This is a genomic window from Plantactinospora sp. CA-290183, assembly GCF_050936375.1.
Classification (GTDB): Bacteria; Actinomycetota; Actinomycetes; order Mycobacteriales; family Micromonosporaceae; genus Plantactinospora.
This window is the reverse complement of sequence record NZ_JBNJMX010000008.1, coordinates 113,490-136,425: the sequence shown is the minus strand read 5'-3', so window position 1 is coordinate 136,425 and position 22,936 is coordinate 113,490. Positions and strand designations below refer to the sequence as shown.

At 74.1% G+C, this 22,936-nt stretch carries 25 protein-coding genes; 17 read left to right on the top strand and 8 right to left on the bottom strand.

Features of this window, described 5'->3' with window-relative positions:
• Nucleotides 1–29: 29 nt before the first annotated feature.
• Both ACQEUR_RS16460 and ACQEUR_RS16455 read left to right on the top strand, forming a co-directional pair.
• A complete protein-coding gene (locus ACQEUR_RS16460; RefSeq protein WP_433031381.1) occupies nucleotides 30–1,820 on the top strand; it encodes a carbohydrate-binding module family 20 domain-containing protein in 1,791 nt (596 codons plus the stop codon).
• A 122-nt stretch (nucleotides 1,821–1,942) separates the two neighbouring features.
• On the top strand, nucleotides 1,943–2,485 hold the full coding sequence (locus ACQEUR_RS16455) for a hypothetical protein (RefSeq protein WP_433031378.1): 543 nt from the start codon (nucleotides 1,943–1,945) through the stop codon (nucleotides 2,483–2,485).
• Here ACQEUR_RS16455 and ACQEUR_RS16450 read toward each other — a convergent pair.
• Nucleotides 2,420–2,905, bottom strand: a complete 486-nt coding sequence (locus ACQEUR_RS16450) for an SRPBCC family protein (protein ID WP_433031375.1) — start codon at nucleotides 2,903–2,905, stop codon at nucleotides 2,420–2,422. The genes ACQEUR_RS16455 and ACQEUR_RS16450 overlap by 66 nt on opposite strands.
• A 195-nt stretch (nucleotides 2,906–3,100) precedes the next feature.
• On the opposite strand from ACQEUR_RS16450, the gene ACQEUR_RS16445 reads away from it, so the two are divergent.
• Both ACQEUR_RS16445 and surE read left to right on the top strand, forming a co-directional pair.
• Nucleotides 3,101–4,078, top strand: a complete 978-nt coding sequence (locus ACQEUR_RS16445; RefSeq protein WP_433031372.1) for a 1-phosphofructokinase family hexose kinase — start codon at nucleotides 3,101–3,103, stop codon at nucleotides 4,076–4,078.
• Nucleotides 4,075–4,902 (top strand): 5'/3'-nucleotidase SurE, encoded by an 828-nt coding sequence (gene surE / locus ACQEUR_RS16440; protein WP_433031369.1) that lies wholly within the window; start codon nucleotides 4,075–4,077, stop codon nucleotides 4,900–4,902. Before ACQEUR_RS16445 ends, surE begins: the two co-directional genes overlap by 4 nt.
• 38 nt (nucleotides 4,903–4,940) lie before the next feature.
• Here surE and ACQEUR_RS16435 read toward each other — a convergent pair whose 3' ends face one another.
• Together ACQEUR_RS16435 and ACQEUR_RS16430 are read right to left on the bottom strand one after the other, a co-directional pair.
• On the bottom strand, nucleotides 4,941–5,309 hold the full coding sequence (locus ACQEUR_RS16435) for an STAS domain-containing protein (protein WP_433031366.1): 369 nt from the start codon (nucleotides 5,307–5,309) through the stop codon (nucleotides 4,941–4,943).
• A 196-nt stretch (nucleotides 5,310–5,505) separates the two neighbouring features.
• Nucleotides 5,506–5,838 carry a hypothetical protein gene (locus tag ACQEUR_RS16430; protein ID WP_433031363.1) on the bottom strand — a complete coding sequence of 111 codons (333 nt, stop codon included), beginning with the start codon at nucleotides 5,836–5,838 and terminating at the stop codon, nucleotides 5,506–5,508.
• An 8-nt stretch (nucleotides 5,839–5,846) separates the two neighbouring features.
• On the opposite strand from ACQEUR_RS16430, the gene ACQEUR_RS16425 reads away from it, so the two are divergent.
• The 3 genes from ACQEUR_RS16425 to ACQEUR_RS16415 all read left to right on the top strand — a co-directional run bounded on the left by ACQEUR_RS16425 (nucleotide 5,847) and on the right by ACQEUR_RS16415 (nucleotide 7,174).
• Nucleotides 5,847–6,191, top strand: coding sequence for a hypothetical protein (locus ACQEUR_RS16425; RefSeq protein ID WP_433031361.1), 345 nt, complete (start codon nucleotides 5,847–5,849; stop codon nucleotides 6,189–6,191).
• A gap of 62 nt (nucleotides 6,192–6,253) precedes the next feature.
• Entirely contained in the window at nucleotides 6,254–6,394 is a 141-nt protein-coding gene (locus ACQEUR_RS16420) for a hypothetical protein (protein WP_433031358.1), read from the top strand.
• Between the two features lie 342 nt (nucleotides 6,395–6,736).
• Nucleotides 6,737–7,174 (top strand): hypothetical protein, encoded by a 438-nt coding sequence (locus ACQEUR_RS16415; protein WP_433031355.1) that lies wholly within the window; start codon nucleotides 6,737–6,739, stop codon nucleotides 7,172–7,174.
• A gap of 97 nt (nucleotides 7,175–7,271) precedes the next feature.
• On the opposite strand, the gene ACQEUR_RS16410 is transcribed toward ACQEUR_RS16415, so the two are convergent.
• The gene (locus ACQEUR_RS16410) at nucleotides 7,272–7,910 is read right to left on the bottom strand and encodes a maleylpyruvate isomerase N-terminal domain-containing protein (protein WP_433031352.1); all 639 of its coding nucleotides are present in this window, start codon (nucleotides 7,908–7,910) and stop codon (nucleotides 7,272–7,274) included.
• Nucleotides 7,911–7,931: 21 nt separating this feature from the next.
• Nucleotides 7,932–9,866, bottom strand: a complete 1,935-nt coding sequence (locus ACQEUR_RS16405; protein WP_433031349.1) for a hypothetical protein — start codon at nucleotides 9,864–9,866, stop codon at nucleotides 7,932–7,934.
• A 291-nt stretch (nucleotides 9,867–10,157) separates the two neighbouring features.
• On the opposite strand from ACQEUR_RS16405, the gene ACQEUR_RS16400 reads away from it, so the two are divergent.
• Both ACQEUR_RS16400 and ACQEUR_RS16395 read left to right on the top strand, forming a co-directional pair.
• Nucleotides 10,158–10,835, top strand: coding sequence for a BON domain-containing protein (locus tag ACQEUR_RS16400; protein ID WP_433031347.1), 678 nt, complete (start codon nucleotides 10,158–10,160; stop codon nucleotides 10,833–10,835).
• A gap of 34 nt (nucleotides 10,836–10,869) precedes the next feature.
• Nucleotides 10,870–11,421, top strand: coding sequence for a DsbA family protein (locus ACQEUR_RS16395; RefSeq protein ID WP_433031344.1), 552 nt, complete (start codon nucleotides 10,870–10,872; stop codon nucleotides 11,419–11,421).
• Between the two features lie 47 nt (nucleotides 11,422–11,468).
• Here the strand turns inward: ACQEUR_RS16395 and ACQEUR_RS16390 are convergent, their stop codons facing one another.
• Complete coding sequence (locus ACQEUR_RS16390) at nucleotides 11,469–13,988, bottom strand: LuxR C-terminal-related transcriptional regulator (protein WP_433031341.1); 2,520 nt, start codon at nucleotides 13,986–13,988, stop codon at nucleotides 11,469–11,471.
• A 348-nt stretch (nucleotides 13,989–14,336) separates the two neighbouring features.
• Here ACQEUR_RS16390 and ACQEUR_RS16385 point away from each other — a divergent pair, with 348 nt between their 5' ends.
• The 5 genes from ACQEUR_RS16385 to ACQEUR_RS16365 all read left to right on the top strand — a co-directional run bounded on the left by ACQEUR_RS16385 (nucleotide 14,337) and on the right by ACQEUR_RS16365 (nucleotide 18,434).
• Nucleotides 14,337–14,621, top strand: coding sequence for a hypothetical protein (locus ACQEUR_RS16385; protein WP_433031338.1), 285 nt, complete (start codon nucleotides 14,337–14,339; stop codon nucleotides 14,619–14,621).
• Complete coding sequence (locus ACQEUR_RS16380; protein WP_433031335.1) at nucleotides 14,618–14,887, top strand: hypothetical protein; 270 nt, start codon at nucleotides 14,618–14,620, stop codon at nucleotides 14,885–14,887. Before ACQEUR_RS16385 ends, ACQEUR_RS16380 begins: the two co-directional genes overlap by 4 nt.
• Nucleotides 14,884–16,056: a zinc-dependent alcohol dehydrogenase gene (locus ACQEUR_RS16375; protein WP_433031332.1), complete on the top strand. Its 1,173-nt coding sequence runs from the start codon at nucleotides 14,884–14,886 to the stop codon at nucleotides 16,054–16,056. The genes ACQEUR_RS16380 and ACQEUR_RS16375 overlap by 4 nt, the downstream gene beginning before the upstream one ends.
• Nucleotides 16,057–16,167: 111 nt before the next feature.
• Nucleotides 16,168–17,319, top strand: coding sequence for a MerR family transcriptional regulator (locus ACQEUR_RS16370; RefSeq protein ID WP_433031412.1), 1,152 nt, complete (start codon nucleotides 16,168–16,170; stop codon nucleotides 17,317–17,319).
• A 176-nt stretch (nucleotides 17,320–17,495) separates the two neighbouring features.
• Nucleotides 17,496–18,434 carry a L,D-transpeptidase family protein gene (locus tag ACQEUR_RS16365; protein WP_433031330.1) on the top strand — a complete coding sequence of 313 codons (939 nt, stop codon included), beginning with the start codon at nucleotides 17,496–17,498 and terminating at the stop codon, nucleotides 18,432–18,434.
• Here the strand turns inward: ACQEUR_RS16365 and ACQEUR_RS16360 are convergent.
• Nucleotides 18,391–18,585, bottom strand: a complete 195-nt coding sequence (locus ACQEUR_RS16360; protein ID WP_433031328.1) for a hypothetical protein — start codon at nucleotides 18,583–18,585, stop codon at nucleotides 18,391–18,393. The two genes, ACQEUR_RS16365 and ACQEUR_RS16360, sit on opposite strands and share 44 nt — an antisense overlap.
• A complete protein-coding gene (locus ACQEUR_RS16355) occupies nucleotides 18,582–19,193 on the bottom strand; it encodes a hypothetical protein (protein WP_433031325.1) in 612 nt (203 codons plus the stop codon). The genes ACQEUR_RS16360 and ACQEUR_RS16355 overlap by 4 nt, the downstream gene beginning before the upstream one ends.
• Nucleotides 19,194–19,404: 211 nt before the next feature.
• Here ACQEUR_RS16355 and ACQEUR_RS16350 point away from each other — a divergent pair, with 211 nt between their 5' ends.
• The 3 genes from ACQEUR_RS16350 (at nucleotide 19,405) to ACQEUR_RS16340 (ending at nucleotide 22,880) form a co-directional block, all read left to right on the top strand.
• Nucleotides 19,405–20,499: a hypothetical protein gene (locus ACQEUR_RS16350; protein ID WP_433031322.1), complete on the top strand. Its 1,095-nt coding sequence runs from the start codon at nucleotides 19,405–19,407 to the stop codon at nucleotides 20,497–20,499.
• A 171-nt stretch (nucleotides 20,500–20,670) separates the two neighbouring features.
• Nucleotides 20,671–21,642, top strand: a complete 972-nt coding sequence (locus ACQEUR_RS16345) for a hypothetical protein (RefSeq protein ID WP_433031320.1) — start codon at nucleotides 20,671–20,673, stop codon at nucleotides 21,640–21,642.
• 74 nt (nucleotides 21,643–21,716) lie between these two features.
• On the top strand, nucleotides 21,717–22,880 hold the full coding sequence (locus ACQEUR_RS16340) for a hypothetical protein (RefSeq protein ID WP_433031317.1): 1,164 nt from the start codon (nucleotides 21,717–21,719) through the stop codon (nucleotides 22,878–22,880).
• Nucleotides 22,881–22,936: the final 56 nt, after the last annotated feature.

Below are 22,936 nucleotides of genomic sequence, written 5' to 3'. Positions count from 1 at the left end.
CCCCGCTCCCCCGCGCATGGGAGGCCGTAATGCGTACCCGAAGCCTGCTCGCCGCCGCCACCACCGGCCTGCTCGCCGCCACCCTGCTGGTCGGCGCAGCCCGCCGCGCCGACCAGGCCGCCGCCGCCAGTCCGGCCGGTCCCGGCCCCCGGGACGTCATCGTGCACCTCTTCCAGTGGCCGTGGTCCTCGGTCGCCGCCGAGTGCGTCAACGTGCTCGGCCCCAAGGGTTTCGGCGGGGTGCAGGTCTCGCCACCGCAGGAACACGTCGTACTGCCGGGCCGGGGGCACCCCTGGTGGCAGGACTACCAGCCGGTCAGCTACCAGCTGACCACCCGGCGCGGTGACCGGGCCGCCTTCGCCGGGATGGTGCGGACCTGCCACGACGCCGGCGTGAAGATCTACGTGGACGCGGTCGTCAACCACATGGCCGGCGGCGCCTCCACCGGCACCGGCAGCGGGGGCTCCACCTACCGCCACTACGGCTACCCGGCGGTGCCCTACGGCGACGGCGACTTCCACCACTGCGGACGCAACGGCAACGACGACATCGTCAACTGGGGCGACCGCTGGGAGGTGCAGAACTGCGAGCTGGTCGACCTCTCCGACCTGCGCACCGAGGCGGCCTACGTGCGCGGCCGGCTCACCGCGTACCTCAACGACCTGGTCTCGCTCGGCGTCGACGGCTTCCGGGTGGACGCCGCCAAACACCTGCCCGCCGCCGACCTGGCCGCGATCGTCGACCCGGTCACCGGCAGCCCGTACGTCTTCTCCGAGGTGATCGAGGGCGGCGCCGGGGAGCCGACCCCCGAGGAGTACGCCGGAATCGGCGACGTCACCGAGTTCCGCTACGGCGATGTCGTCGGCACCGCCTTCCGGGACGGCAACCTGGCCAACCTGAACAACCTCGCCTCCTCGATGCGACTCGGCTCCGCCGACGCGGTGGCGTTCGTGGACAACCACGACACCCAGCGCAACGGCCGGGCGAAGCTGACCTACCGGAACGGCTCGGCGTACGCGCTGGCCGAGGCGTTCATGATCGCCTGGCCGTACGGGGTGCCGCAGGTGATGTCGAGCTTCACCTTCACCGACCCGGAGGCCGGCCCGCCGGCGGCCGGCAACGGCACCACCAGCGCGGTCGACTGCGCCAGCGGCTGGGCCTGCGAACACCGCTGGCGCAGCACCGCCAACATGGTCGGGCTGCGCAACGCGGCGGCCGGTGCCGGGGTCACCAACTGGTGGAGCAACGGTTCCGACCAGATCGCCTTCGGGCGGGGCGGCGCGGCGTACGCGGCGTTCAACCGGGCCGGCGGCGCGCTGACCCGTACCTTCCAGACCGGCCTGCCGGCGGGCACCTACTGCGACGTGCTGAGCGGGGACTTCTCCGGCGGCTCCTGCACCGGGACCACGTACCAGGTGAACGCCGCGGGTCAGGTGACGGCCACGGTGCCGGCGAACGGGGCGCTGGCCCTGCACGTGAACGCCCGTACCTCGGGGACCCCCGGCCCCACCCCGCCCGGCTGCGCCACCGTGGCCACCGGCTTCGAGGTGACCGCGACGACGGCGTGGGGCGAGAACGTCTTCGTGGTGGGCAACGTGGCGGCGCTGGGCGGGTGGAACCCGGCGAACGCGGTGCCGCTGGGCTCGGCGAGCTACCCGGTCTGGCGGGGCACGGTCAACCTGCCGCCGAACACGGCGGTGGAATACAAGTACCTCAGGAAGAACGGCGACCAGGTGGTCTGGGAGGGCGACCCCAACCGGGTCCGGAACGTCGGCGCGCCCGCCTCCTGCGCCGTCACCTGGACCGACAGCTGGCGCTGAACACCGCCGGTGGGTGGACGTGGTGGCGGTCGGGTCCGACCCGTCACTACGTCCACCGCCGTACGCGCAAGGCCCACCCTCGCACCACGACCGGCGCGGCCGACGCCGGGAGCATCATCGGGATGAAGCTCACCCCGCCCTGGCGAAAGGGCCTGCTCACGCTGCACGTGGTGACCTCGGTCGGCTGGCTCGGTGTCGACGTGGTGCTGTTGACGCTCGGGGTGGCCGGCCTGCGCGGCGCCGACCCGGCGGTGGTCTACCCGGTGATCGGCCTGGTCGGGCTGACGCTGTTCGTCCCGCTCAGTGTGCTGGCCTGGCTGATCGGTCTGGTCAGCGCCGTGCTCACCCCGTGGGGTCTGCTCCGGCACCGCTGGGTCACGGTGAAGCTCGCGATCACCACGGTGATGGTGGGCCTGGTGCTCTTCGCGCTGCGCCCCGGCCTGCTGGTCGCCGCCGACGCCGCCGCGGTCCCACCGGACGGTGTCCGGGAACAGGTCGTGGTCGCACCCGCGGTGTCCAGCACCCTGCTGCTCGTCGCCACCCTGCTCTCCACCTACAAGCCGTGGGGTCGCAACCGGCGGGACGCCCGGCCGGTGCGGTCAGTGGCCGGGGCCGGGACCACCGTCGGGAACCTCCCGGCCGGCGGCCTCCAGCGCCGCCGGTAGCCGGGCGGCGAGGGCCAGGTGTGCGGCCCGGGCCTGCCGGAAGGCGTACCGGAACAGCGGAGTGGGGGCGGAGAGGGTGATCGTGACCTCCACGCGTACCAGCCCGTCGGGCTCCTCGACCAGCCGGGTGTGGTTCCGGACGCTCGTCCGGGGCCACTGCTCGGCCCTGATCACCAGTTCGTCCGCGCCGATCAGGAGCGTGTCGGCCCGGTAGGTCGTGCGGAACCGGATCGGCCCCCAGGCCAGCCGGTCGGTGATGAGATGACTGCGCAGCGCGCCCGGCCGGGGCGGCCGGGCACGTACCCGGAGGATCAGCGGGTGCAGCTCGGCCTGCCGGTCCAGGTCCGCGAGCAGCCGGAGCGCGGCGGGCACCGCACACCGGGCCTGGACGATGTACCCGAAGGATCCCGACCGTGCCACCTGGGCTCTCCCGTCTTCCGCGCCGGCCGGTGCCGAATTCGTGGCCCGGCCGACCTGCCGGTCCGGCGATGGCCGCACCCGCCCCGGCGGGGAGCCGGTGCCCCGCTGCGCGAATGGTGCCAGTTGCGAGCCGTCACGACAACGCCCCGGGCGGGGCAGACACATTAAGAGGGCCCGACAGGGTATGCAAAGGACATGAGTGGACATGTCATGGTCTTCGCCCCGGCGCCGCAGCTCACGGTGACGATCGACCAACCCGCCGACGAGACGGAGATCCATCTGCATCCCGGCGGTCAGGGCGTGTGGCAGGCAAGGATGATCAAGTGCCTCGGCACCCGGGTGGTGCTCTGCGCCGGCCTCGGCGGCGAGATCGGTCAGGTGCTCGAACCGCTGCTCGCCAGCGAGGGGGTCGACCTGCGGGTGATCCACCGGGAGTCGAGCAGCGGGGGTTACGTACACGACCGGCGGGACGGTACCCGTACCGAGATCGCCGAGGCGACCGGCCACCCGCTGACCCGCCACGAGCTGGACGAGCTCTACAACCTGGCCCTCGGCGAGGGACTGGGTGCCGCGGTCAGCGTCCTCAGCGGGCCCGGCCACCCGGCCCTCGTCGCACCGGACATCTACCGCCGGCTCGCCGCCGACCTCGGCAGCAACGGCAGCCGGGTCGTCGCCGACCTCTCCGGCCCGCACCTGGCGGCGGTGCTCGACAGCGGCCTGCACTTCCTGAAGATCAGCCACGAGGAGCTGGTCCGGGACGGCTGGGCCGCGAACGACAGCGAGGACGAACTCGTCCGGGTGCTGCGGGCGCTGCACACCGACGGGGCCGACTCCGTGGTGGTCAGCCGGGCCGAGAAGCCGGCCCTGCTGCTGATGGACGGGGAGGTCTTCACGGTCGACATGCCGCGCCTACAGGTGGCCGACGCGCGCGGCGCCGGAGACTCGATGACCGCCGGCGTGGCGGCGGTACTGGCCGGCGGTGGCGACCTGGCGCTGGCCGTCCGTACCGGGGCCGCGGCGGGAGCGCTCAACGTCACCCGGCACGGCCTCGGCACCGGCCGGCCGGAGGCGATCACCGAACTGGTCGAGCGGGTCCGGCTCGCCCCGCTGGGCACGGATCGACAGGACCGGATGACCCCCGACGAGCTGGCCCAGCGGACAATGACGGCATGACGCTGCGGGTACTGGTCACCAACGACGACGGCATCGGGGCCCCCGGGCTGCGGTGGCTGGCCCGGACCGCCCTCGATCGGGGACTGGAGGTGGTGGTGGCGGCCCCCCGGGAGGAGGCCAGCGGGGCCAGCGCCGCGATGAGCGCGGTGGAACGCGACGGCCGGGTGGTCGTCGAGGAGCACGTGTTCGAGGAGCTGCCGGGTGTCCGGGCGTACGGGGTGGGGGGGTCGCCGGGTCTCATCGCGCTGATCGCCCTGCACGGCGCGTTCGGGCCGGCGCCGTCGGTGGTGCTCTCCGGCGTCAACCGGGGCGCCAACGCGGGGCGCGCCGTGCTGCACTCCGGCACCGTCGGCGCCGCCTTCACGGCCGCGGCCAACGGCTGCCATGCGATCGCGGTCTCGCTCGACGTGCTCTCCCCCGGCGCGGGCCGGGACCGCGGGGGCGCCGCGCTACCGGTGCCGGACCGGGGCCGGGACGAGCGGCGGCACTGGGCCACGCCGGCCCGGGTGGCACTGGACCTGCTGCCCCGGCTGATCGCCGCGCCGACCGAGACGGTCCTGAACGTGAACGCCCCCGACGTGCCCCCCGAACGGCTGCGCGGGGTACGCCGGGGCTCGCTCGCGGGCTTCGGTCAGGTGCAGATGACGGTGGCCGAGGCGGGCAAGGGCTTCGTCCGTACCGCGCTGGAGGAGTCCGGTGAACGGGTCGCCCCCGGCACCGACGTGGCCTGGTTGGCCGAGGGATACGCCTCGGTGACGGCGATCAGGGCGATCACCGAGGTATCCGACGTGGATCTGTCCGGGTTGGACGATCAGGTCGACTGAGCCCGGAGCGGCGCGCGGGGCGCCGCTTCCGGGGCGGGTCAGACCCCGGGAAGGGGGGCCTCCGCGGCCGGCGCGGCGCCGGCGAAGTAGGGCTCCGGCGCACCGAACAGGCCGAGCAGGCCGGTGACCCAGAGCTGCCGGTGCACGAACCGGCTCGGTTCGGTGACCACGAGCTTGACGCCGCTGACTTCCGCGGTCTGGAAGCCGGCGACCATGGCGCTGATGCCGACGGAGTCGATGAAGCTGACCAGTCGCATGTTGAGCTCGATCCTGGACGGCCGCCCCTTGGTCAAGACCCCGGCGATCGCCTCACGAACCTCATACGCCGTATCGACGTCGATCTCTCCACGAGGCGCGATCTCCACTACTCCACCGGGCAGGACCGACTTGACGATCGACAGGCTCACGCGAGCACCTCCACTCGCCCATGTCCGGGCGCTTAATCAGTACGCGGGCCGCGACCGAGAGTATTCCTCTCACGGCCTCCATCGCCACCCTTCCAGCCGGGCAATCTGTTCAACGACCCGACCGGGCCATGCGATAACGGACGAAACCCCCTAAAGCTGCCCAGCCTCAGGCTCGGCGCCGCCCGCTCCCACGCCTTCAGGGTAGCCCGCATCCGGCGGGCGCTGTTGGAGGAGCCGTCCCCGGTCGCACCTCGCCCGGGGCCTCGCCCCTCCGGTGCGCGGGGACCGGCACGGGCTCGGCCAGCAGCTCAGGCTCCGCACACACCCGGACGGCCAGCAGCCGGACGGTCTCCTCGGCCGACCGCGCCAACTCGGCGACATCCCCGCCGCTGCGAGCCGGATCACACGTTCCGGCCGGGTCCCCGCCGGCCGTGGCCGCCCACCGCTCCATCGCCACCCGCAGCGCGGCGCCGAAGGCGTAGACGGTGACCCGGGCGCCGAGATCCGAGCCCGGCACCCCCATCCACATCAAGCCTGATGATGATCGTCAGCTCGCCGCTGGCCGGTGGCGCGGTGGCCGCCGGCGTGCCGCCGGTGAGCCCGGACGCGCCGCCCGCGGTCGTCGAGGCGATCACCCGGATCACCCAGCTGGCCTTCATGGACGGCATGCACACGGCGTTCACGGTCAGCGCCGCCCTGGCCGTGGTCCCGATCGTGCTGGCCTTCCGGATCAAGGCCGGCCGCAGACAGGAGGGACCGACGGCGGCCCACGTCCGAGCCGGCCCTGCGCTGCGGGACCTCCAGCCCGCCGCACCCGGCCGGCCCGTGCCGGCCGGATCTCCCGGTGGTCCGTGGGGCGCGCGAACTCCCGTGCACCACTAGCATTGGGACATCCGACCCGTTCCGTGGCGGACGGGCGGCCCGGGCTCGGGAAGGGACTGCTCATGCTGCGGAAGCTCATCGGACTGGCCGGTGTCGGGGCGCTGCTCGCGCTGGTCCTCGCCTGCGGATTCGGCTCCGGAGGCGAGGACGACGACGACGAGGAGGACTTCGCCCGGTCCGCACCGGTCGTCCTGGTCCGCTGAGGCGGACCCGTACCCCGGGCCACCCGCCCGGGGTACGGCGGCTCCACACCGGGCGGAACGTGCTCCCCGTCGCCGACGGGATCCAGTCGCCCGCCACCGTGAGCAGACCGGATCCGGCTGCGCGGGTGGGGCCGACCACGGGCAGATCCCGGGTCGCGCACGGGCAGATCCGGCGATGCCGAACCGGCAGGTCGGGGCGTCCCGCGACAGATCCGGGGCGCTCGCGGGTTTGCCGCAAAAGTCGCCTGGGCACCTCCGGATAGCAAGTCGCAACCGCGCCGAACTGAACAGACGCCTCTGTCCGAAGTGGCCGCTGCGTTCGGCAACCGAGGAGGTAACACCATGCTCGGAACCAACCTGCTGGATCGTCGAAGTAAGCCCGAGCGGATCGCCGACCAGGCGTGGGAACACCTGACCAACACGATGAGCTCGGCCGGCGACTCCGTCCGGCACGCCGCACACGGCACGATCGACCCGGTGCGGCGGACCGGCTCGCAGCTGACGGGACAGGCCGGTGACCTGGTCAGCACCGCCGCCGACGAGGCGTGGCACCGGGCGAACCGGGCCTACGACGCGCTCGCCGGCCGGCGGCCGGGCCTGCCGTGGGGCTGGCTGATCGGGGCCGGACTGCTCGGCGCCGCCCTGGGCTGGGCCGCCGGCACCGCCGCCCGGGCCGCCATTGCCCGCGCCGAGAACGAGCTGCCCGCCGCCGAGACGGAGCCGGTCGACTTCGTGGACGTGGACCGCAGCAGCTCGACGGTACGGCTCGACACCACCTGAGCCGACGTACCCGCCGGCCGGGGTTGCGCGCCGCCGGGCCGGGCCGCCGCAGACGACGGCCCGGCCGGCGGCTCCCGGCCCGGGTCACCGCGACGGTCTACAACGCCGAGACGCTCGCCGGGGCCCGCTCCGCCCGGCTGAGCGCGCGGAGCAGTGCGGTCGCCCCGTGCCGGCGTACCGCGAGGCGGGCGAGCAGGTCGAGCACCGGCTCCAGCACCGCCGACGGCAGCACCGGCGTGGATACCCCTACGCTCACCGCCAGATCGTCGGAGTGCACCGCGATCTCCATCATCCGGGTGAGCAGGAAGTCGTCGAGCCGCAGCGACCACGGCCCCCACGGCAGGTGCACCACCCGGTCGGCCGGTTCGGCCGGTAACGCCGCCCGCAGTTCGTCGGCGGCCCGCGCCACTCGGCGGGACAGCACCGCCGCCTCCGGGCCGGCCGCCTCCTCGCCGGCCCGACGGATCCCGACGTTCGCCTCGTCGTCCAGCCCGGCCCCGAGCCACCGGCCCCGGGCGTAGTGCTCCAGCAGGGGGATCGGCGGCTCCTGCGGCACCGGGTCCGCCAGCAGCGGGCGTACCCGGAGGACCTGCGCGGCGAGGTGGCCGGCCAGACCCCGTACCCCGAACTCGGGCAAGGCACTCGGCGCCGCCCAGCACCGCGCCACCGCCGCATCGCCCAGCAGTGCCGCGGCCGAGTCCGCCGCCGCCAGGTACGCCGCTCTGATCTCGCTCACGCCCCGCGCCTCCTACCGGTTTCACACACGCGAACACGGAACATAGTTGGATTGCAGCCTAGAGCCGGAACACGACCCGGCCGTCGACCTCCTCGCGGCCAGCCCGTTTACCGGCCGGTTCAGCGCCTCCTGCCAGGGCGTCCCGGGCAGGAACTCCGGAAGCACCACCACGGTACGCACGCCGAGGTCCCGCAGGTACGTGACGCTGGCCTGGTCGGGAAAGCCGGCCGTCATGGCGTGGGTCTGTGCCTGCGAGGCCGGGGTGAAGGCGGCCAGCCCGTTCACCATCCTCGGGAAGCCGTCGGTGGACCAGAGCATCACGCTGTACTCCAGGGTCCCGCTGCTCGGCAGCACCAGCAGTGGCCCCTCGACGTCACGCAGCGCGGCCGGCTGGGGCAGCACCGGCACGTGCGGGGTGGTGTTGACCCCCTCCAGGACCACCAGCCCCAGCGGTACCAGCGCGGCCAGCCGGACCAGCACGGTGCCGGCACCGCCACCGCGGCCCGTCCGGACCCGCCGGCCGGGCGGCGCCGCTCCGCTGTCCGGCTCGGGTTCGGCCGGTGGCCCGGACGCGGACGCGGGGTCGGCCACCGGGTCCTCCCGGTCGGGCCAGCCGACCAGGGCCGGGCGGGTCAGCGCGGTCAACGCGCCGGCGGCCAGGATGCCGAGCAGCAGCGTGGTCCAGAGCACCAGCCGGCCGGAGGTACGGATCGCGTCCCAGCCGGGGACGTGCAGGACCAGGGTCGCGTACCCGGGGTTGCCGTCCCCGGCGAACTCGGTGCCGGCGGCCAGCGCGACGCTCGCCAGCACCCCCAGCCCGAGCAGCACCCGGTGCAGCGGGCGCCAGACCGAGAAGAACAGCCCCGCGAAGGCGAGCCCGATCAACACCACCCCCGGCAGCAGGGTCATCTCCCCGGGGAACGAGAGCAGCTCCCGGGCGGCCGCGTGCCGCTCCCCCCACAGCCAGTTCTCCGGTGGGGCGGTGAGGAATCCGCGCAGCGGCGGCGAGAACTGGTCCACCTGCTCCAGGGTCCGCCGGCCGGTCGGATGCCGGGCCACCACCTCCAGGTAGGGCAGGGCCATCAGCAGAGTGACCCCGGCGAAGAGGACGCCGCCGGCCAGGTCGGCCACGAGCAGCCGCCGCCCGAAGACCGGCCGGGTCCGCCGGCGCCACCACGACCAGCCGTAGCCGGCGCCGACGCCGAGGCAGAGCAACCCGAGGACGTAGCCGAACGGCAGTCCGATGCCGAAGCCGAGCGTGATCTGCCAGGCGGCCACCAGCCACCCGCCGAACGCCCAACCGGGGCGCCGCCGCTGCGGCCGGTAGCCGTGCCGCAGCGACCAGCCGTGACCCCGGGCCAGCATGGCCAGGGCGAGCGCGATGCCGCCGACGGAGAGCACGTGCAGGTGCCCGGCCTGGGCGAGCCGCCACGGAGCGAAGCCGAACGCCACCCCGGCCACCGCCGCGCCGATCCGCCCCGCACCGAGCTGCCGGACCAGCGCGTACGCCCCGACGAAGGCGAGCGCGTGCGCCAGCACGTACAGGATGTTGTACCGCACCACGGCGGCGACCGGGCCCTCGCCGATCATTCCGGCGGGGGCGTAGCCGAGCAGGGTGTCGGAGTACGCGTAGGTGTACGGCTCCGGGAAGAAGGGGTTCGAGTGCCAGAGCCGGGTCGGGTCGTGCAGCAGCGCGTGCCCGCCCCAGGCGACCTGCCACGCCTGCAGGGTCGGGTCACCGATGTCCTGCGGAATGGTCCGGGTGAGGTCGCGCAGCGTCGGCCAGGTCAGCATCACCGCCAGCAGCAGGCCGCCGAGCACCGCCAGCACCCACTCGTGGCCGAGCAGGCGCAGCGCGGCCGCGCCCGGACCGCCGGACCGCGCGCTGCCGTCCGCCCGCCGGCCGGCCCCGTCCGCGTCCGGCCGGGCCGGCGGCGTCTCCTGCTCGGTGGTCATCCGTTCCGTCCTCCCGGCCGGGCGCCTCGCCGGACCATCGACACCCGACGATCGGTGGCGCATCGACTTGTGATGATTACCGATGTGGTCCGGGCTGTCACTCCGGTCCGGCACGCCATCGCCCTGCCCCGGCTCACCTTCTCCGGATGAGGAGCGGTCACCCGGCCGTACCGGATGATCGGAACCGGTGGGCTGTCCGGCCGGCCAGCCTACCGGTCCAGCACGTCGGCGGGCCCGACCCACCGGCGTCCCGATCCGCCCATCCGGCCCCGACCCGGGAGGAACGAGGCGATGGCCACCTCCACGATGTCCCGAAGTGACCGTGAGATCCAGCGTGACGTGCTCGACGCGCTGGGCTGGGAGCCCCGCGTCCGGCCGAACGAGATCGGCGTGGCCGTGCAGGAGGGTGTGGTGACGCTCAGCGGCTGGCTCGACAACTACGCCGAGAAGTGGGCGGCGGAACGCGCCGCGCACCGGGTGGGCCGGGTCCGCGCGGTCGCCAACGACATCGAGGTACGGCTGCCGAACTCGGCCGAACGTACCGACCCGGAACTGGCCGCCGCCGCCACCCGGGCACTGGAGTGGGACGCCTTCGTGCCGGTGAACGACCTGGCGGTCACCGTCTCCAACGGCTGGGTCGTGCTGCGCGGCGAGGTCGAGTGGGAGTACCAGCGGCGGGCCGCCGAGGGCTCCGTCCGCCGCCTGTCCGGGGTGCGCGGGGTGACCAACGGCATCTCGGTGCAACCCCGGGAACGACCGGTGCCGGACGAGATCGCCGACCGGATCCGGAGCGCGCTGATGCGCAGCGTGGAGACCGACGCCGAGGGGATCGACATCCAGGCCCGGGGCGACACGGTGATCCTGGCCGGCGGCGTCCGGTCGTGGCTGGAGCGCGAGGAGGCCGAACGGGTGGCCTGGTCGGCGCCCGGCGTCGCCCGGGTGGACAACCACATCACCGTACGGCCGTGACGCCAGCGACGTCCACGCCCAGCGAGGAGCATTCGTGAGCACTCCCCTGCAGGTCACGGCGAGTCGACTCCGGGTACCCGTCACCGACGCCGACCACATCCGGGGACCGGTCGACGCCCCGGCCACCCTGGTGGAGTACGGCGACTACCAGTGCCCACACTGCGGGCTGGCCCACCGGAACCTCGTCGACCTGCTGCGCCAGCGGCCGGACGGGGTACGCCTGGTGTTCCGGCACTTTCCGCTGACCAACGTGCACCCGTACGCCGAGGACGCCGCCGAGACCGCGGAGGCGGCCGGGACCAGAGGCTGCTTCTGGCCCATGCACGACTGGATCTTCGAACACCAGGATCAGCTCGACCCGGTGCACCTGTCGCTGGGCATGCAGCAGATCGGCCTGCCGGCGGACGAGATCGGCGACGAGCTCGGCGCGCACGAGCACCTGGACCGGATCCGGGGCGACTTCGTCGGGGCGATCCGCAGCGGCGTCAACGCCGCACCCACGTTCTTCCTCAACGGGGTCCGCTACGAGGGCACGTACTCGGTCCCCGATCTGCTCGCCGCGGTGGACAAGGCCGCCGAGGGCTGACGCCGGCCCGCCGGGGCCCCCGCTCGACCGGCGCCCGACGGGCGGGGTCAGATCAGGTGGAGTTCGCGGGCCCGGCGTACCGCGTCGCGGCGACGGGTGGCGTCCAGCTTCCGGTAGATGTTGCGGACGTGCGTCTTGATGGTGTTCACCGACAGGGACATCTCGGCGGCGATCTCCACGTTGGACAGAATGCTCTGCAGGTAACGCAGCACGGTCAGCTCCCGGTCGGTCAACGGCTCCCCGGGCGGCCCCGCCACCGGGCCCCGGCCGGCGGGCGCGGCACCGGCGTCCAGCAGGTCGTTCAGCATCGGCCAGTACGCCGTACCGGAGTCCAGGTGGCTGGCGAGCAGCTCCCGTACCGGCGGGTCGGCCCGGGTGAAGACCCGCCGGAAGCCCTCCGGCTCCGCGAGCTGCAACACGCGTTCCAGGGTCCGGGCCGCCCGACGGTGGTCGCCGGAGAGCCACCCGGCCCAGGCGTCGAGCAGGCCGGCCTCCAGGCGCACCGGCAGCGGCCAGCCGGCGGCGCCGGGCGCGTCCCAGTCCGGCAGGCCTCCCCCGGCGGTACGGGGGTCGCCGGCGCGCAGCCGCGTCCGGGACAGTGCCACGGCCAGCGGCTCGACCGGCGCGAGCCGCTGTTCCAGGGCCGGCGTCACCAGGTCCCGGGCCGCCTCCAGGTCCCCGTGCGCGGCGCGCAGATCCGCCTCGGCGGCCAGCAGCAGGTGCGCCAGCGGCCGGACCTCCGGTCGGTCACCCAGCCGCCGACGGGCCGCGGAGAGCGCCTGGTACCCGGCGGTCAGGTCGCCGCGGTCCCGCAGGAGCTGGGCCCGGACCAGCCCGGCCACCGCGGCGGCCACCGGTTCGTCGACGTACTCCGGTGCGCCGGTGGCGAGGGCGAGCTTGGCCCCGGCGTCGTCGCCCCGGTCCCGGTGCAGGGCGACGAGCGCCTGCGCCAGGCGGGCGTGCACCCCGTCGGCCGGCCGGCCCTGCCCGCCGAACGGCGCCCCGTCGAGCCCGGAACGCGCCAGCCGCTCGGCGCTGCCCAGCTCACCGGCGAGCGCCCGGAGCAGGGCCAGCCGACCCAGGCAGACCCGGGCGGTCCGGGACAACCCGGCCCGCCGCGCCTCGGCCTGCCCGGCCGCCAGGTCCGGCTCGGCCGCCAGCTCGCCGGCACCGAGCCGCAGCGCGCCGCGTACCGTCCAGGCCACCGCCCGCCACCACGGATCGGGCCCGGTCCCGTCCGGGCCGCCGGGGCCGGCACCGCCGCTGCCGGCTGACACGAAGCGCTCGACGCCGCCGCTGTCGGCGGGTGCGAAGCGCTCGGCACCGTGGCTCCCGTCCTGCTCGGTGCCGAGCAGGGCGGCGGTGCCGGTGTGCACCGCCGGGGCGTCCCCGGTCAGGTGGGCCGCGCCGAGCCGCAGCGCGGCGCCGATCCGGCCCAACCGCTCCCGGCGCGAACCGTCGAGCACGTCCGCGTGCTCCGCCGCCTGGTCGAGGAACCCGACGGCCGCGACCGGGTCCCGCCCGTCCAACCGGTCCGCCGCGCAGGCGAGCGCCAGTTCGGGGTCGGTCCGGAGCAGGTCCGGCGGGGGCGCGGGCGGGGCCGGGCGGGCCGGGCCGGGCTGGCCGTACGGGACGAGGTCGGGCCAGCGCCGCAACAGCACCTCCGTCGCGTACCGCCAGTGTCCGCCGGCGAGCGCGTGCCGCAGCGCGTCCGCCGGCTGGTCGTGCGCGGCGAACCACACCGCCGCCCGCCGGTGCAGGCCGGCGACCTGCCCCGGCGGCCGGCGGCGCAGCTCGGCCCGGAGCAGTTCGCGGAGCATCGGGTGGCACCGGTACGCCGGCGGCCGGGTGCCGAGCGGAACCACGAAGCCGGTACGGCGGTCCAACTCGGACAGGAGCGGGGCGGCGTCCGGCTCCTCGACCAGCGCGCCGAGCAGGTCGCCGGAGAACCGGTCCAGCACCGACGCCCGGCACAACGCCTCGCGGGCCGACTCCGGCAGGTCGGCGAGCACCTCCTCCGTCAGGTAGTCGGCGACCTCCTGGTGCTCGCCGGTGAACTCCTCCACGAAGCGGGCCGGATCCGGATGGTCCGGCAGGGCGAGCGCGGCGAGCCGCAGCCCCGCCGGCCACCCCTCGGTACGCGCGAACAGCGTCGCCGCGTGCCCGGTGGCGAGCGGCACCCCGTGCGCGGTGAAGAGGCCGGCGCGCGGCGGGCGAACCGGGTCGGCGCGGACCTCGGTCAGTTCACCGCTGAGCCGCCAGCGGCGCAGGGCGAGCGCCGGATCGCTACGGGAACCGATCACCAGCCGCAGCCGGCCGGCGGCGTGCCGGAGCAGGAACTCCAGCCCGTTCGCCACCTCCGCCCCGTCCACCTGGTGGAAGTCGTCGAGGACCAGGATGGCCGGCTCGACCCGCCGGGCCAGTTCCTCGGCGAGGTGCTCCAGTTCGTACCCCGGGACCGTGCCGGGCCGCGCGACCGGTTCGTACCCGCCGTCCGGTTCCGGCCCGTCCGCGTCGGGCCGGAGGGCGGCGTACAGGCCTTGACCAGAGTCGGGGGCCGCTGTCACCCGGTTCCAGCGTGAGCCAGCCGACCGGTCCCCGGTGCCCGTCCCGCCCGGCCCGTGGGTCGCCTTTGAACTGGACGGCGGTCGCCAGTCCCGGGCGGCAGCCCGATCAGGCCGGTACCAGGAACCGGGCGCTGCGTCTTGCCCCAGCCGCCGGGGCCGAGACCGAGGTCACCGGCCGGCAACGTCCAGCGCCGAAGAAGGCGAGGCGGCGCGCTACGGCGCCGCCACCAGCTTGGCGCGCAGCAGCGGCGGCATCCGGTCCGGCGGCATCCCTCCCCCTTCCGGCCGTGCCTCGGGACGGCGCGTGGCGGATACCCGGCCGGGCCCGACACGCCCTTGCGGAGGCCCATGCCCGTCCGGGTCCGACGATGGCGGCTCGGGGACCGGATCGACAGCGAGCGCGGGGAGCTTCCGGAGATGAGCCTGGTCAGGGGCGTCGTCCTGGCGGCGGCCACGGTCGGCGGGACCGCCTTCCGGTGGGCGCTGTCGGCCCGGCGTCCGGCCCCGGACCGGCGGGCGGGGCACCGGGCCATGCGGCAGTACGGGGTGACAGCCGACCGCTTCCCGGCGAGGTCGCCCCGGCCGGCCGGCTTCCCGGACCGGTCGCCAACCTCGGCGCGGGGGTGTCGGTGACGGTACGCCCGGCACCGGGTGGCCGGGGCAGCGAACTGGTGGCCCGGTGGCCGGGCGACGGATCCGGGCTGCTCGCCGGGTTGGCGGCCCGGTTCAGCGGCGAGGACCGTGCGATGGCGGTGCGCTGCGCCCTGCGCCAGGCGAAGCAGTTGGCCGAGACCGGCGAGGTACTGCGACCGGACCACCCCCTGCCGGCCTCCGACACCGCCCCGCCCGCCGACACCGCCCCGCCCGCCGGTGCGGAGTGCGCCCCGGGCCGGCCGTGAGAGCCCTCTGTTGGCAGGGCCCCGGCGAGGTCGCTGTGGAACGGGTGCCGGATCCCCGGATCGTCAACGCGCAGGACGCGATCGTCCGGGTACGGCTCAGCGCGACGTGCGGGTGCGACCTGCGCCTGATCGAGGGCCGGTATCCGGCGATGCAGCCCGGTGACGTGCTCGGCCACGAGTTCGTCGGGGAGGTGGTGGAGGTCGGCCCCGAGGTACGCCGGCACTGCGTCGGTGACCGTGTCGTGGTCTGCGCGACCATCTCCTGCGGCCGGTGCTGGTACTGCCGGCAGGGGCTCTACGCGTGCTGCGACAACAGCGACCCCAATCCGGAGCTGGCCGAGATGGCCTGGGGCGCCGCCCCGGCGGGTGGGTTCGGGTACTCGCAGACGCTGGGCGGCTTCGCCGGTGGCCACGCCGAGTACGTCCGGGTACCGTACGCCGACCAGGGTGCGTTCCGGGTGCCGGACGAGGTCTCCGACGGGCGCGCGGTGCTGGCCGCCGAGTCCGCTCCCGCCGGCTGGATGGCCGCGGACCTGGGGGGTGTCCGGCCGGGGGACGTGGTCGCGGTCTGGGGCTGTGGTGCGGTGGGCCAGCTCGCGGCCCGGGCGGCGGTCCTGCTCGGCGCCGAACGGGTGATCTGCGTCGACCGGCTCGACGACCGGCTGGGGCTGGCCCGGCGGGAGATCGGCGTCGAGACCCTCCACCACGGTCGCGCCGACGTCGGCGCGGAGTTGCGTGAGGGTACCGGGGGGCGGGGGCCGGACGTCTGTGTCGAGGCGGTCGGCATGGCCGCGCAGCCGTCCGGGTCGCGCCCGCTGGGGCAGCGCCCGCGCGGTGCGGTGGAGCCGTCGGCGACGGTGGGCGAGGCGATCCAGGCCTGCCGCAAGGGCGGCAGCGTGTACGTGCTCGGGCTCTTCGCCGGCTTCGTCGACACGTACCCGCTGGGCGCGGCGCTGCACAAGGCCGTCACGGTCCGGGCCGCCCGGCAGCACGGCCAGCGCTACCTGCCGGCGCTGCTGGAACGGATGCGCCACGGCGAGCTGCGACCCGAGTACCTGGTCACGCACCGGTTACCGCTGGCCGAGGCGCCCCGGGGCTACGCGCTGTTCCGGGAGCGGCGGGACGGCTGTGTCCGGGTGGCCTTCACCCCGGACGCGACGACCGGCTGACGTACGCCTGCGGTCACCGCCCGTCCCGGCGGCGCTGCCGGGTTGACCCTCGACCTGGTCGAGGCGGCAGAATGCCCGGACGTGGACGGTGACCTGCTCAACATCGGCGAGATGGCCCGGGCCAGCGGGCTGACCGTCAGCGCCCTGCGGTTCTACGACGGCGCCGGTGTCCTGCCGCCGGCGACGGTCGACCCGGCGACGGGCTACCGCCGGTACGCGAGGCGGCAGCTCCGGGCGGCCCGGCTGGTGGCCGGCCTACGCCGGGTCGACATGCCACTGGCCGAGATCACCAGGGTGCTCGACCTGCACGCCGCTGACCCGGCGGCGGTACGGCGGCTGCTCGACGCGCACCTGCGCCGGTTGGAGGACGGGCTGGCCGACGCCCGACGGGAGGTCGCCCGGGTCCGCGCACTCCTGCTCGCGCCGGAGGAGCCCGGACCGGACCGGCCCGGAACCGGGGTGGGCATCCGGCTGACCCTGGCCGGGCGCGACCTGGCCGGGGCGCTCGACGCCGTACGCTTCGCGGTCGGCGTGGACCCGGAGCTGCCGATGCTCGGCGGGATCTGGCTGGAGGTCGAGGGGACCGTCCTGCGGCTGGTCGCCACCGACCGGTACCGGATGGCCGTCGCCGAGGTCGACGCCGACCCGGCGCGGGGCGACTGCGACGAACCGGCGCGGGGCGACTGCGACGACGAACCGGCCGCCCCGAACGGCGCGGCCGGCGGTGCCCGGACACCGGCCGTACTCGCCCCGGTCGGGTTCGTGGACCGGGCGCGCGGGCTGCTGGAGGAGGGCGGACCGGCCACCGTCGCGCTCGATCCCGCCGCGATCACCCTGCGGGCGGGCGGCCGGCGGCTCAGCGGGATCCCGCTGCGGCACGACTTCCCCGACTACCGCCGGCTGCTGCGGGAGGCCGTCGGGGGCCCGGACCGCCGCCGGGTGGTCGTCGACGCGGTCGCGCTGCGGGAGCGCCTGGCGGGCGTCCCGGCCCGGACGGTGGTACGGGAGGACGACGGCGTCCACTGTCCGGTCAACGTCCTCGCCGTCGACGCCACCGGTCGGCTGAGCGTGTCCGATCCGGACGCTCCGGCCGACCCGGACGCCCTGCGGATCGGGGTGAACCCGGAGTTCCTCCTCGACGCGCTCGACGCGGCCGGCCCGGGTCAGCTCCTTCTCGAACTCGACGGGCCGATCCGCCCGCTCGCCGTACGCCGGTCCGGTGACGACCGGGCGTTCTCGATCCTGATGCCGGTCCGCTGCTGACCGCCACCGCGGCGACCGGGACGGCCTACGGGTCGCCGCCGGCCGTCCGGAGGGTTCAGCGCAGCGCCGGATCCGCCGTCACCGTACGAGCGGTGGGCCACGCCCCACCGGCACAATCGCCGCGCCAGGCCGGTCAGATAACGCTCCGGGGCAACTCGTTGACCTAGAGTAGCTGGATGGCCTCTGCCCGTTTCAACCCATTGGTCCCCGGCGCCGCGCGTCGTCGGAGCACTGCGGTGATCGCGGTACTCGGTGCGGCGCTCCTGGTCGCGCTCGCGGTGAACGGCACGTCCGGCCCGACCGACCGGGCGCGGGTCGCCCCGGACGGGTCGAGCGGGAGCCCGGCCGGGCCCCCCTACGGCACCCCGAGCCCCGAGCCGGCGATCGAAGCGGCGCCGCCGCCGTCCACCCTGCCCGTGGTCGACTATGGACCGGCGCCGCGCGGCTTTCCCGCCGATCCCGCGCCGATGTCCGCGCTACGACTGGGCGAGGGCCTGCGGCCGATCCGCCGGGTCGCCGCGTACGACGCTCCCGGCGGCCGGCCGCGGGCCTTCCTGGCGCCGACCATCAGCGGCGTCGAGTTGACCATGCCGATCGTCGAGCGCCGGTCGGGCTGGGCCGCCGTGCTGCTCCCCTCGGCGAACCGCACCGTGGCCTGGGTACCACCCGGGCCGTGGACCACCGTGGTCCTTCGGGACCTGGTCGTCGTCGTCCGGCGGACCCACCGGCTGCACTGGTACCGGGACGACCGGCTGGTCCGGTCCTGGCCGGTCAGCCTCGGCCTGCCGGTCAGCCCCACCCCGCTGGGCCGCACCTTCATCCTGGGCACGTCGCGCCTGCCCGGCCGGGTCTACGCCGACACCGAGGTCTTCGCGCTCGGCTCGGTGCCGGACGACCCCGGCTCGGTGCCGTCCGGCCTGCGTGGCGCGCACATCGGGCTGCACACCTGGTACCACGACGGCGAGTTGGGCCGGAACACCACCAACGGGTGTATCCGGTTGACCAGGTCCGGTCAGGAACGCCTGCTCGCGGAACTCCGGCCCGGTACCGAGGTGCTGGTCCTCGACCGGTTCACCGCTCCCAGCCGGTTGCCCGGCGCTCCCGATCCGGCCTGAGCCCCTCCGCCGGGGTCGCCGCCGGGTTCGCGTCCCGGTCGACCAGGATCCAGCCGCCGTACGGGTCGCGGGACAGGTCGTAGGTCACCAGCACCCGGCCGTGCCGCTCCAGCACGATCTCGGAGAGCATCGGCTCCACCGGCCGGCTCACCGCTCCCCCTCCGGGCCGGGCAGTCGCACCGGGCGGCGGCCCTGCCGGGGCAGCCGGGGCCGGTCCGCGACCGTCCGGGCCGGCGGCGGCCAGGCGGGCAGGGCCGGAGCGGGGCCGGGCGCGGTGTCCCGCCGGGGTGGCGTTGCGCCGGACCCGACCGGCGGGGCGCCCGCCGGCGGCTCCGACCCGGGCCGGCCAGCCCGGTAGCCCAGCTCGCCGAAGCAGCTCAGCAGGAGTACGGCCGCCAGCACGGCGACCGACGCCGGGAGCAGCGTCGCGCCCAGCACGGCGGCGAGCAGGAATCCCAGCCCGACCACCAGGCCGGTGAGCATCCGTTGCACCCGCGGGTCGCGGCCGGCGCGGGTCAACAGGATCCCACCGGCGTACCCGACCAGCGCCGCGCCGACAGAACCGGCGACCGGCGCCCAGCCGGTCCGCTCCCAGCCGGCGCGGGCCAGGATCACCCGGACCACCGGGTCCAGCCCGCAGAACAGCACGGCGCAGTGCCACTCGGGCCGGCGTGGGGTCAGGTAGAGCCGAGCCCCTTTGGCGTCACGAAGTAACGGGACGGCTACTTTCCATGCCCGCTCGGGCACGGTACTTTGCACTGGCAGCATCGTTCGCCTCTCAAGCCAGTCGATGTTGCGGTCACATGGGTCGGGCCCGCTGCGCCAACAGCGGGCCCGATCATTTTTGCCTCCGGCCAGGATTACGCACAGTCAGCCGTGCCCCTACCTTCCCGCGCCGAAGGAACAAAAAGTTCTTCCTGTCGGAAACTGGCGCTTCGCCTGACACGGCTCGTAGTCATAGGGTTACAGAATGGGTAGCGTCCGGGACAAGCCCCCTTCCCAGTGGGACTGCGTCGTCTTTCTGGCTGTCGCCAGGCATAAGAGCAAGAAGCGCGCCGTCGAATCCCTGTCGGCCGAGTACCAGGAGAGCATCACCACCAAGGGCGTCGACAACATAGTCCGCAAGATAGACGACTGGTTGAAGGAAAAGACGTTCAAGGAGACGTACAAGGGGAATCTGGAGTTGACCATCCGCGGTAAGCGGTTCCTCCGGTTCGCCAACAAAATCGTCAGCAGTTATCAGGAGGAGCGTCGCCCGACCACCCAGCGACTGCTCCCGAAGATCGTCTGCCTGCCGCACCACGTGAGCATCACCAGCCGACTGGAGTGCGACCTGCGGCACGAGCACCCGGACCACGAGGACCAGGTGATCGTCGAGGAACTGGGGCAGGGGCTCGGCAGCGACGAGGACTTCGAGGACGAGGCGCTCTTTCCGCTCACCCTCGGCCACCACGAGATCACGATCGGCAACAGAACCGCCGCGTACGAGGAGGAACTCCAGTCCGACCTGCTCTACGCGGCCCAACTGGAGGCGATGGTGCCGGCGGAGTACCCGCGGGAGCAGCTGGGCCTGGCCGAACTGGTCACCGCGCACCGCGCGATGCTGCCCACGGAGAACTCCCGTTCGCGCCGGCTGCTCGCCGACCGGATCGCCGGGCAGCGGATCGAGGCGCCGCCGAAGGAACTGTGGGTCGCCGCCGACACGTACGGCATGCCGACCGCGGTGCACCGGGTCGCCGAGGACCATCAACGGTTCGGCTCCGGGTCGAAACTGGTGGTCGTCGCGCCCTCGGACGTCGCACTGCTCTACAAGGGCGGATCGCGGTTCGGCGGATCCGGCGTGGAGGCGTCGAAGTGGGTGCCGCTGCACCACGAGCAGGAACGGCTCGAACTCGGGGTGTATGTGACGACGACCAATCCCCGACCCAATCATCTGCGCCCGATCGTCGACAGAATAAAGCGGATCTGCGAGGAGCTTCCCGAACTCGGTGGTACGCGCCCCGCTCAGCGCATCCCCCGTCAAGGACGGGATTCGGTCAGGTCGCGGGCAGCTCGGCGGAACTGACCGGGCCGACCGCGCGCGCCGGAGCCGGTACGCCGAGAACTATCTTCTCCGTGACGGTTACCTAGCGTAGGGTAGCGCCCCTCGGGTGACCTGCCGATCTTCATGATCAGTTCATCCCGCCGCCGGTGCCGGTTCGGCTGGTCGAGCGGCGCGCCGCGCAGCATCCCGGGCATGCCGATCCGTACCAGAATTCTCGCCGGACTGGGCGCCAGCGCCGCCGCCGGCGCGGTGGCGCTAGCCGCCGGCCTCCCGCCCGCCGCCGCGGCCACCCCGGCGCGTGTCGGCGCCGGAGAAGAGGCGGACCGCGCCGCGGTCGCGGCCGGGCCACCGCCGCTCACCGCCACCCTCAGCAGGGCCTATCCCGCGTTCGACGCCAACCAGGGCATCGCCGTGGACGACCGGTACTTCTACGTCGTCGACAACCGCAGCGTCACCAAGCACGACAGGGCCACCGGGCGGGCGCTGCTGCAGTTCGCCTCCGACCCGGACGGGCCGATCATGCACCTGGACAGCGCGGTGGCGGTCAACGGCAGGCTGTACGCCGCGCACTCCAACTACGACGAGTCGCCGATGGAGAGCTCGATCGAGGTCTTCGACACGAAGACGATGCGGCACGTCGACACGCACAGCTTCGGGATCTACCGTGGCTCGCTGACCTGGCTCGACCGGCACGACGGCGCCTGGTGGGCCGGCTTCGCCAACTACGACGAGGTGGCCGACGGCGAGACCGAGCCGTACGGCGAGACGTACAACACCCAGGTCGTGAAGCTCGACGACCGCTTCCACGTGGTCGAGTCCTGGACGATCCCGAAGCCGGTGCTCGACCGCTTCAAGCCGATGAGCAACTCCGGTGGATCGTGGGGACCCGACGGGCGGCTCTGGCTGACCGGGCACGACCTCGGCGAGGCGTACGTCATGAACCCGCCCTCGGCCGGAGCGGAGCTGGAGTGGGTCGGCACCGTCACCCTGCCCGGGGTGGAGGGCCAGGGCATCGCCTGGGAACACGCCGGCAACCGGTCGACGCTCTGGACGATCAAGCGCTCCACCAAGCAGGCGTTCAGCTTCACCGTGCCGTACCGCGCGATCAGCGACCCGAGCACGCCGACCTGGCGCGTCCTCGGCCCCGGCCAGTTCCAGCAGTGAACGCCGGCCCGACACCGCGCGTCCGCACGACGGCGACCGCCGGTCGCCAGTCTCCCCGCCCGGAACGGAGAAGCATGCGCACCACGCTCGTCGCCGCCATCACCAGCGCCGCGCTGCCCCTGCTCGCGGTGACCGGCGCTCCCGCCCCCGCCACCGCCGGACCCGGCACCGCCGGCCGGGCCGCCCCGGCGGAGTTGCCCGCGACCATCTACGGCGGCGCCTGGCCGACCAGTCACGTGCAGGGTGTCGCCGTCGACCGGACGCGCGGATTCGTCTACTACTCCTTCACCCAGATGCTGGTGAAGACGGATCTGGCCGGCACCGTCCTCGGCACGGTGACCGGCCTGACCGGACACCTCGGCGACCTCGACCTCAACCCCGAGGACGGGCGGCTGTACGGATCGCTGGAGTACAAGGCCGAGAAGGCCTTCTACATCGCCATCTTCGACGTCGACCGGCTCGACCGGATCGGGATGGACGCCGAGACCGACGGCGTGATGACCACCGTCCACCTCAAGGAGGTGGTCGACGACTTCGTCGCGGACCTGGACGGCAACGGCGTCTTCGACGGCGACACCGCCGACACGGCCGACCACCGGTACGGATGCAGCGGCATCGACGGCGTCTCCTTCGGCCCGCAGCTCGGCAAGAGGCACGGCCGGAACGTGCTGATGGTCGCCTACGGCATCTACGCGAACGTCGACCGCGCCGACAACGACTACCAGGTCCTGCTCGAGTACGACGTGCGGAACTGGGGCCGGTACGAGCGGCCGCTGCGCCAGCAGCAACCGCACCGCAGCGGCCCGCAGCGGGTCGACGACAAGATCTTCGTCCGGACCGGCAACACGAGGTACGGCGTGCAGAACCTGGAGTACGACGCACACACCGGCAACTGGATGATGGCCGTCTACAAGGGCACCAAGCCGCAGTTCCCCAACTACTCCCTCTACCTGGTCGACGGTTCGGCGAAGCCGCGCCGCGCGCAGATCCTCGGTCAGCCCCGCCGGGAGACGGGCAACGTGGTCCCGCTCGCCCCCGCCGGCCTGCGCGATCCCGAGACCGGCGTCCGGGGCTACGAGTCGCTGGGGGACTACGGCCTGGAGTCCCTGGGCCGCGGCCGCTTCTACATCGCAACCGGCAAGGCCGTGACGGTGGACGGGGTGACCCGGCAGGACGCGACCCTGACGTTGAACCACTGGACCGGGCAGACACCGACCCCGTTCGCCCCGGTCTCCTGACGGCCCGCCTACAGGCCGCGGCCTGACGTACCTCCGGTCGGTGTCCCGGGTCCTCC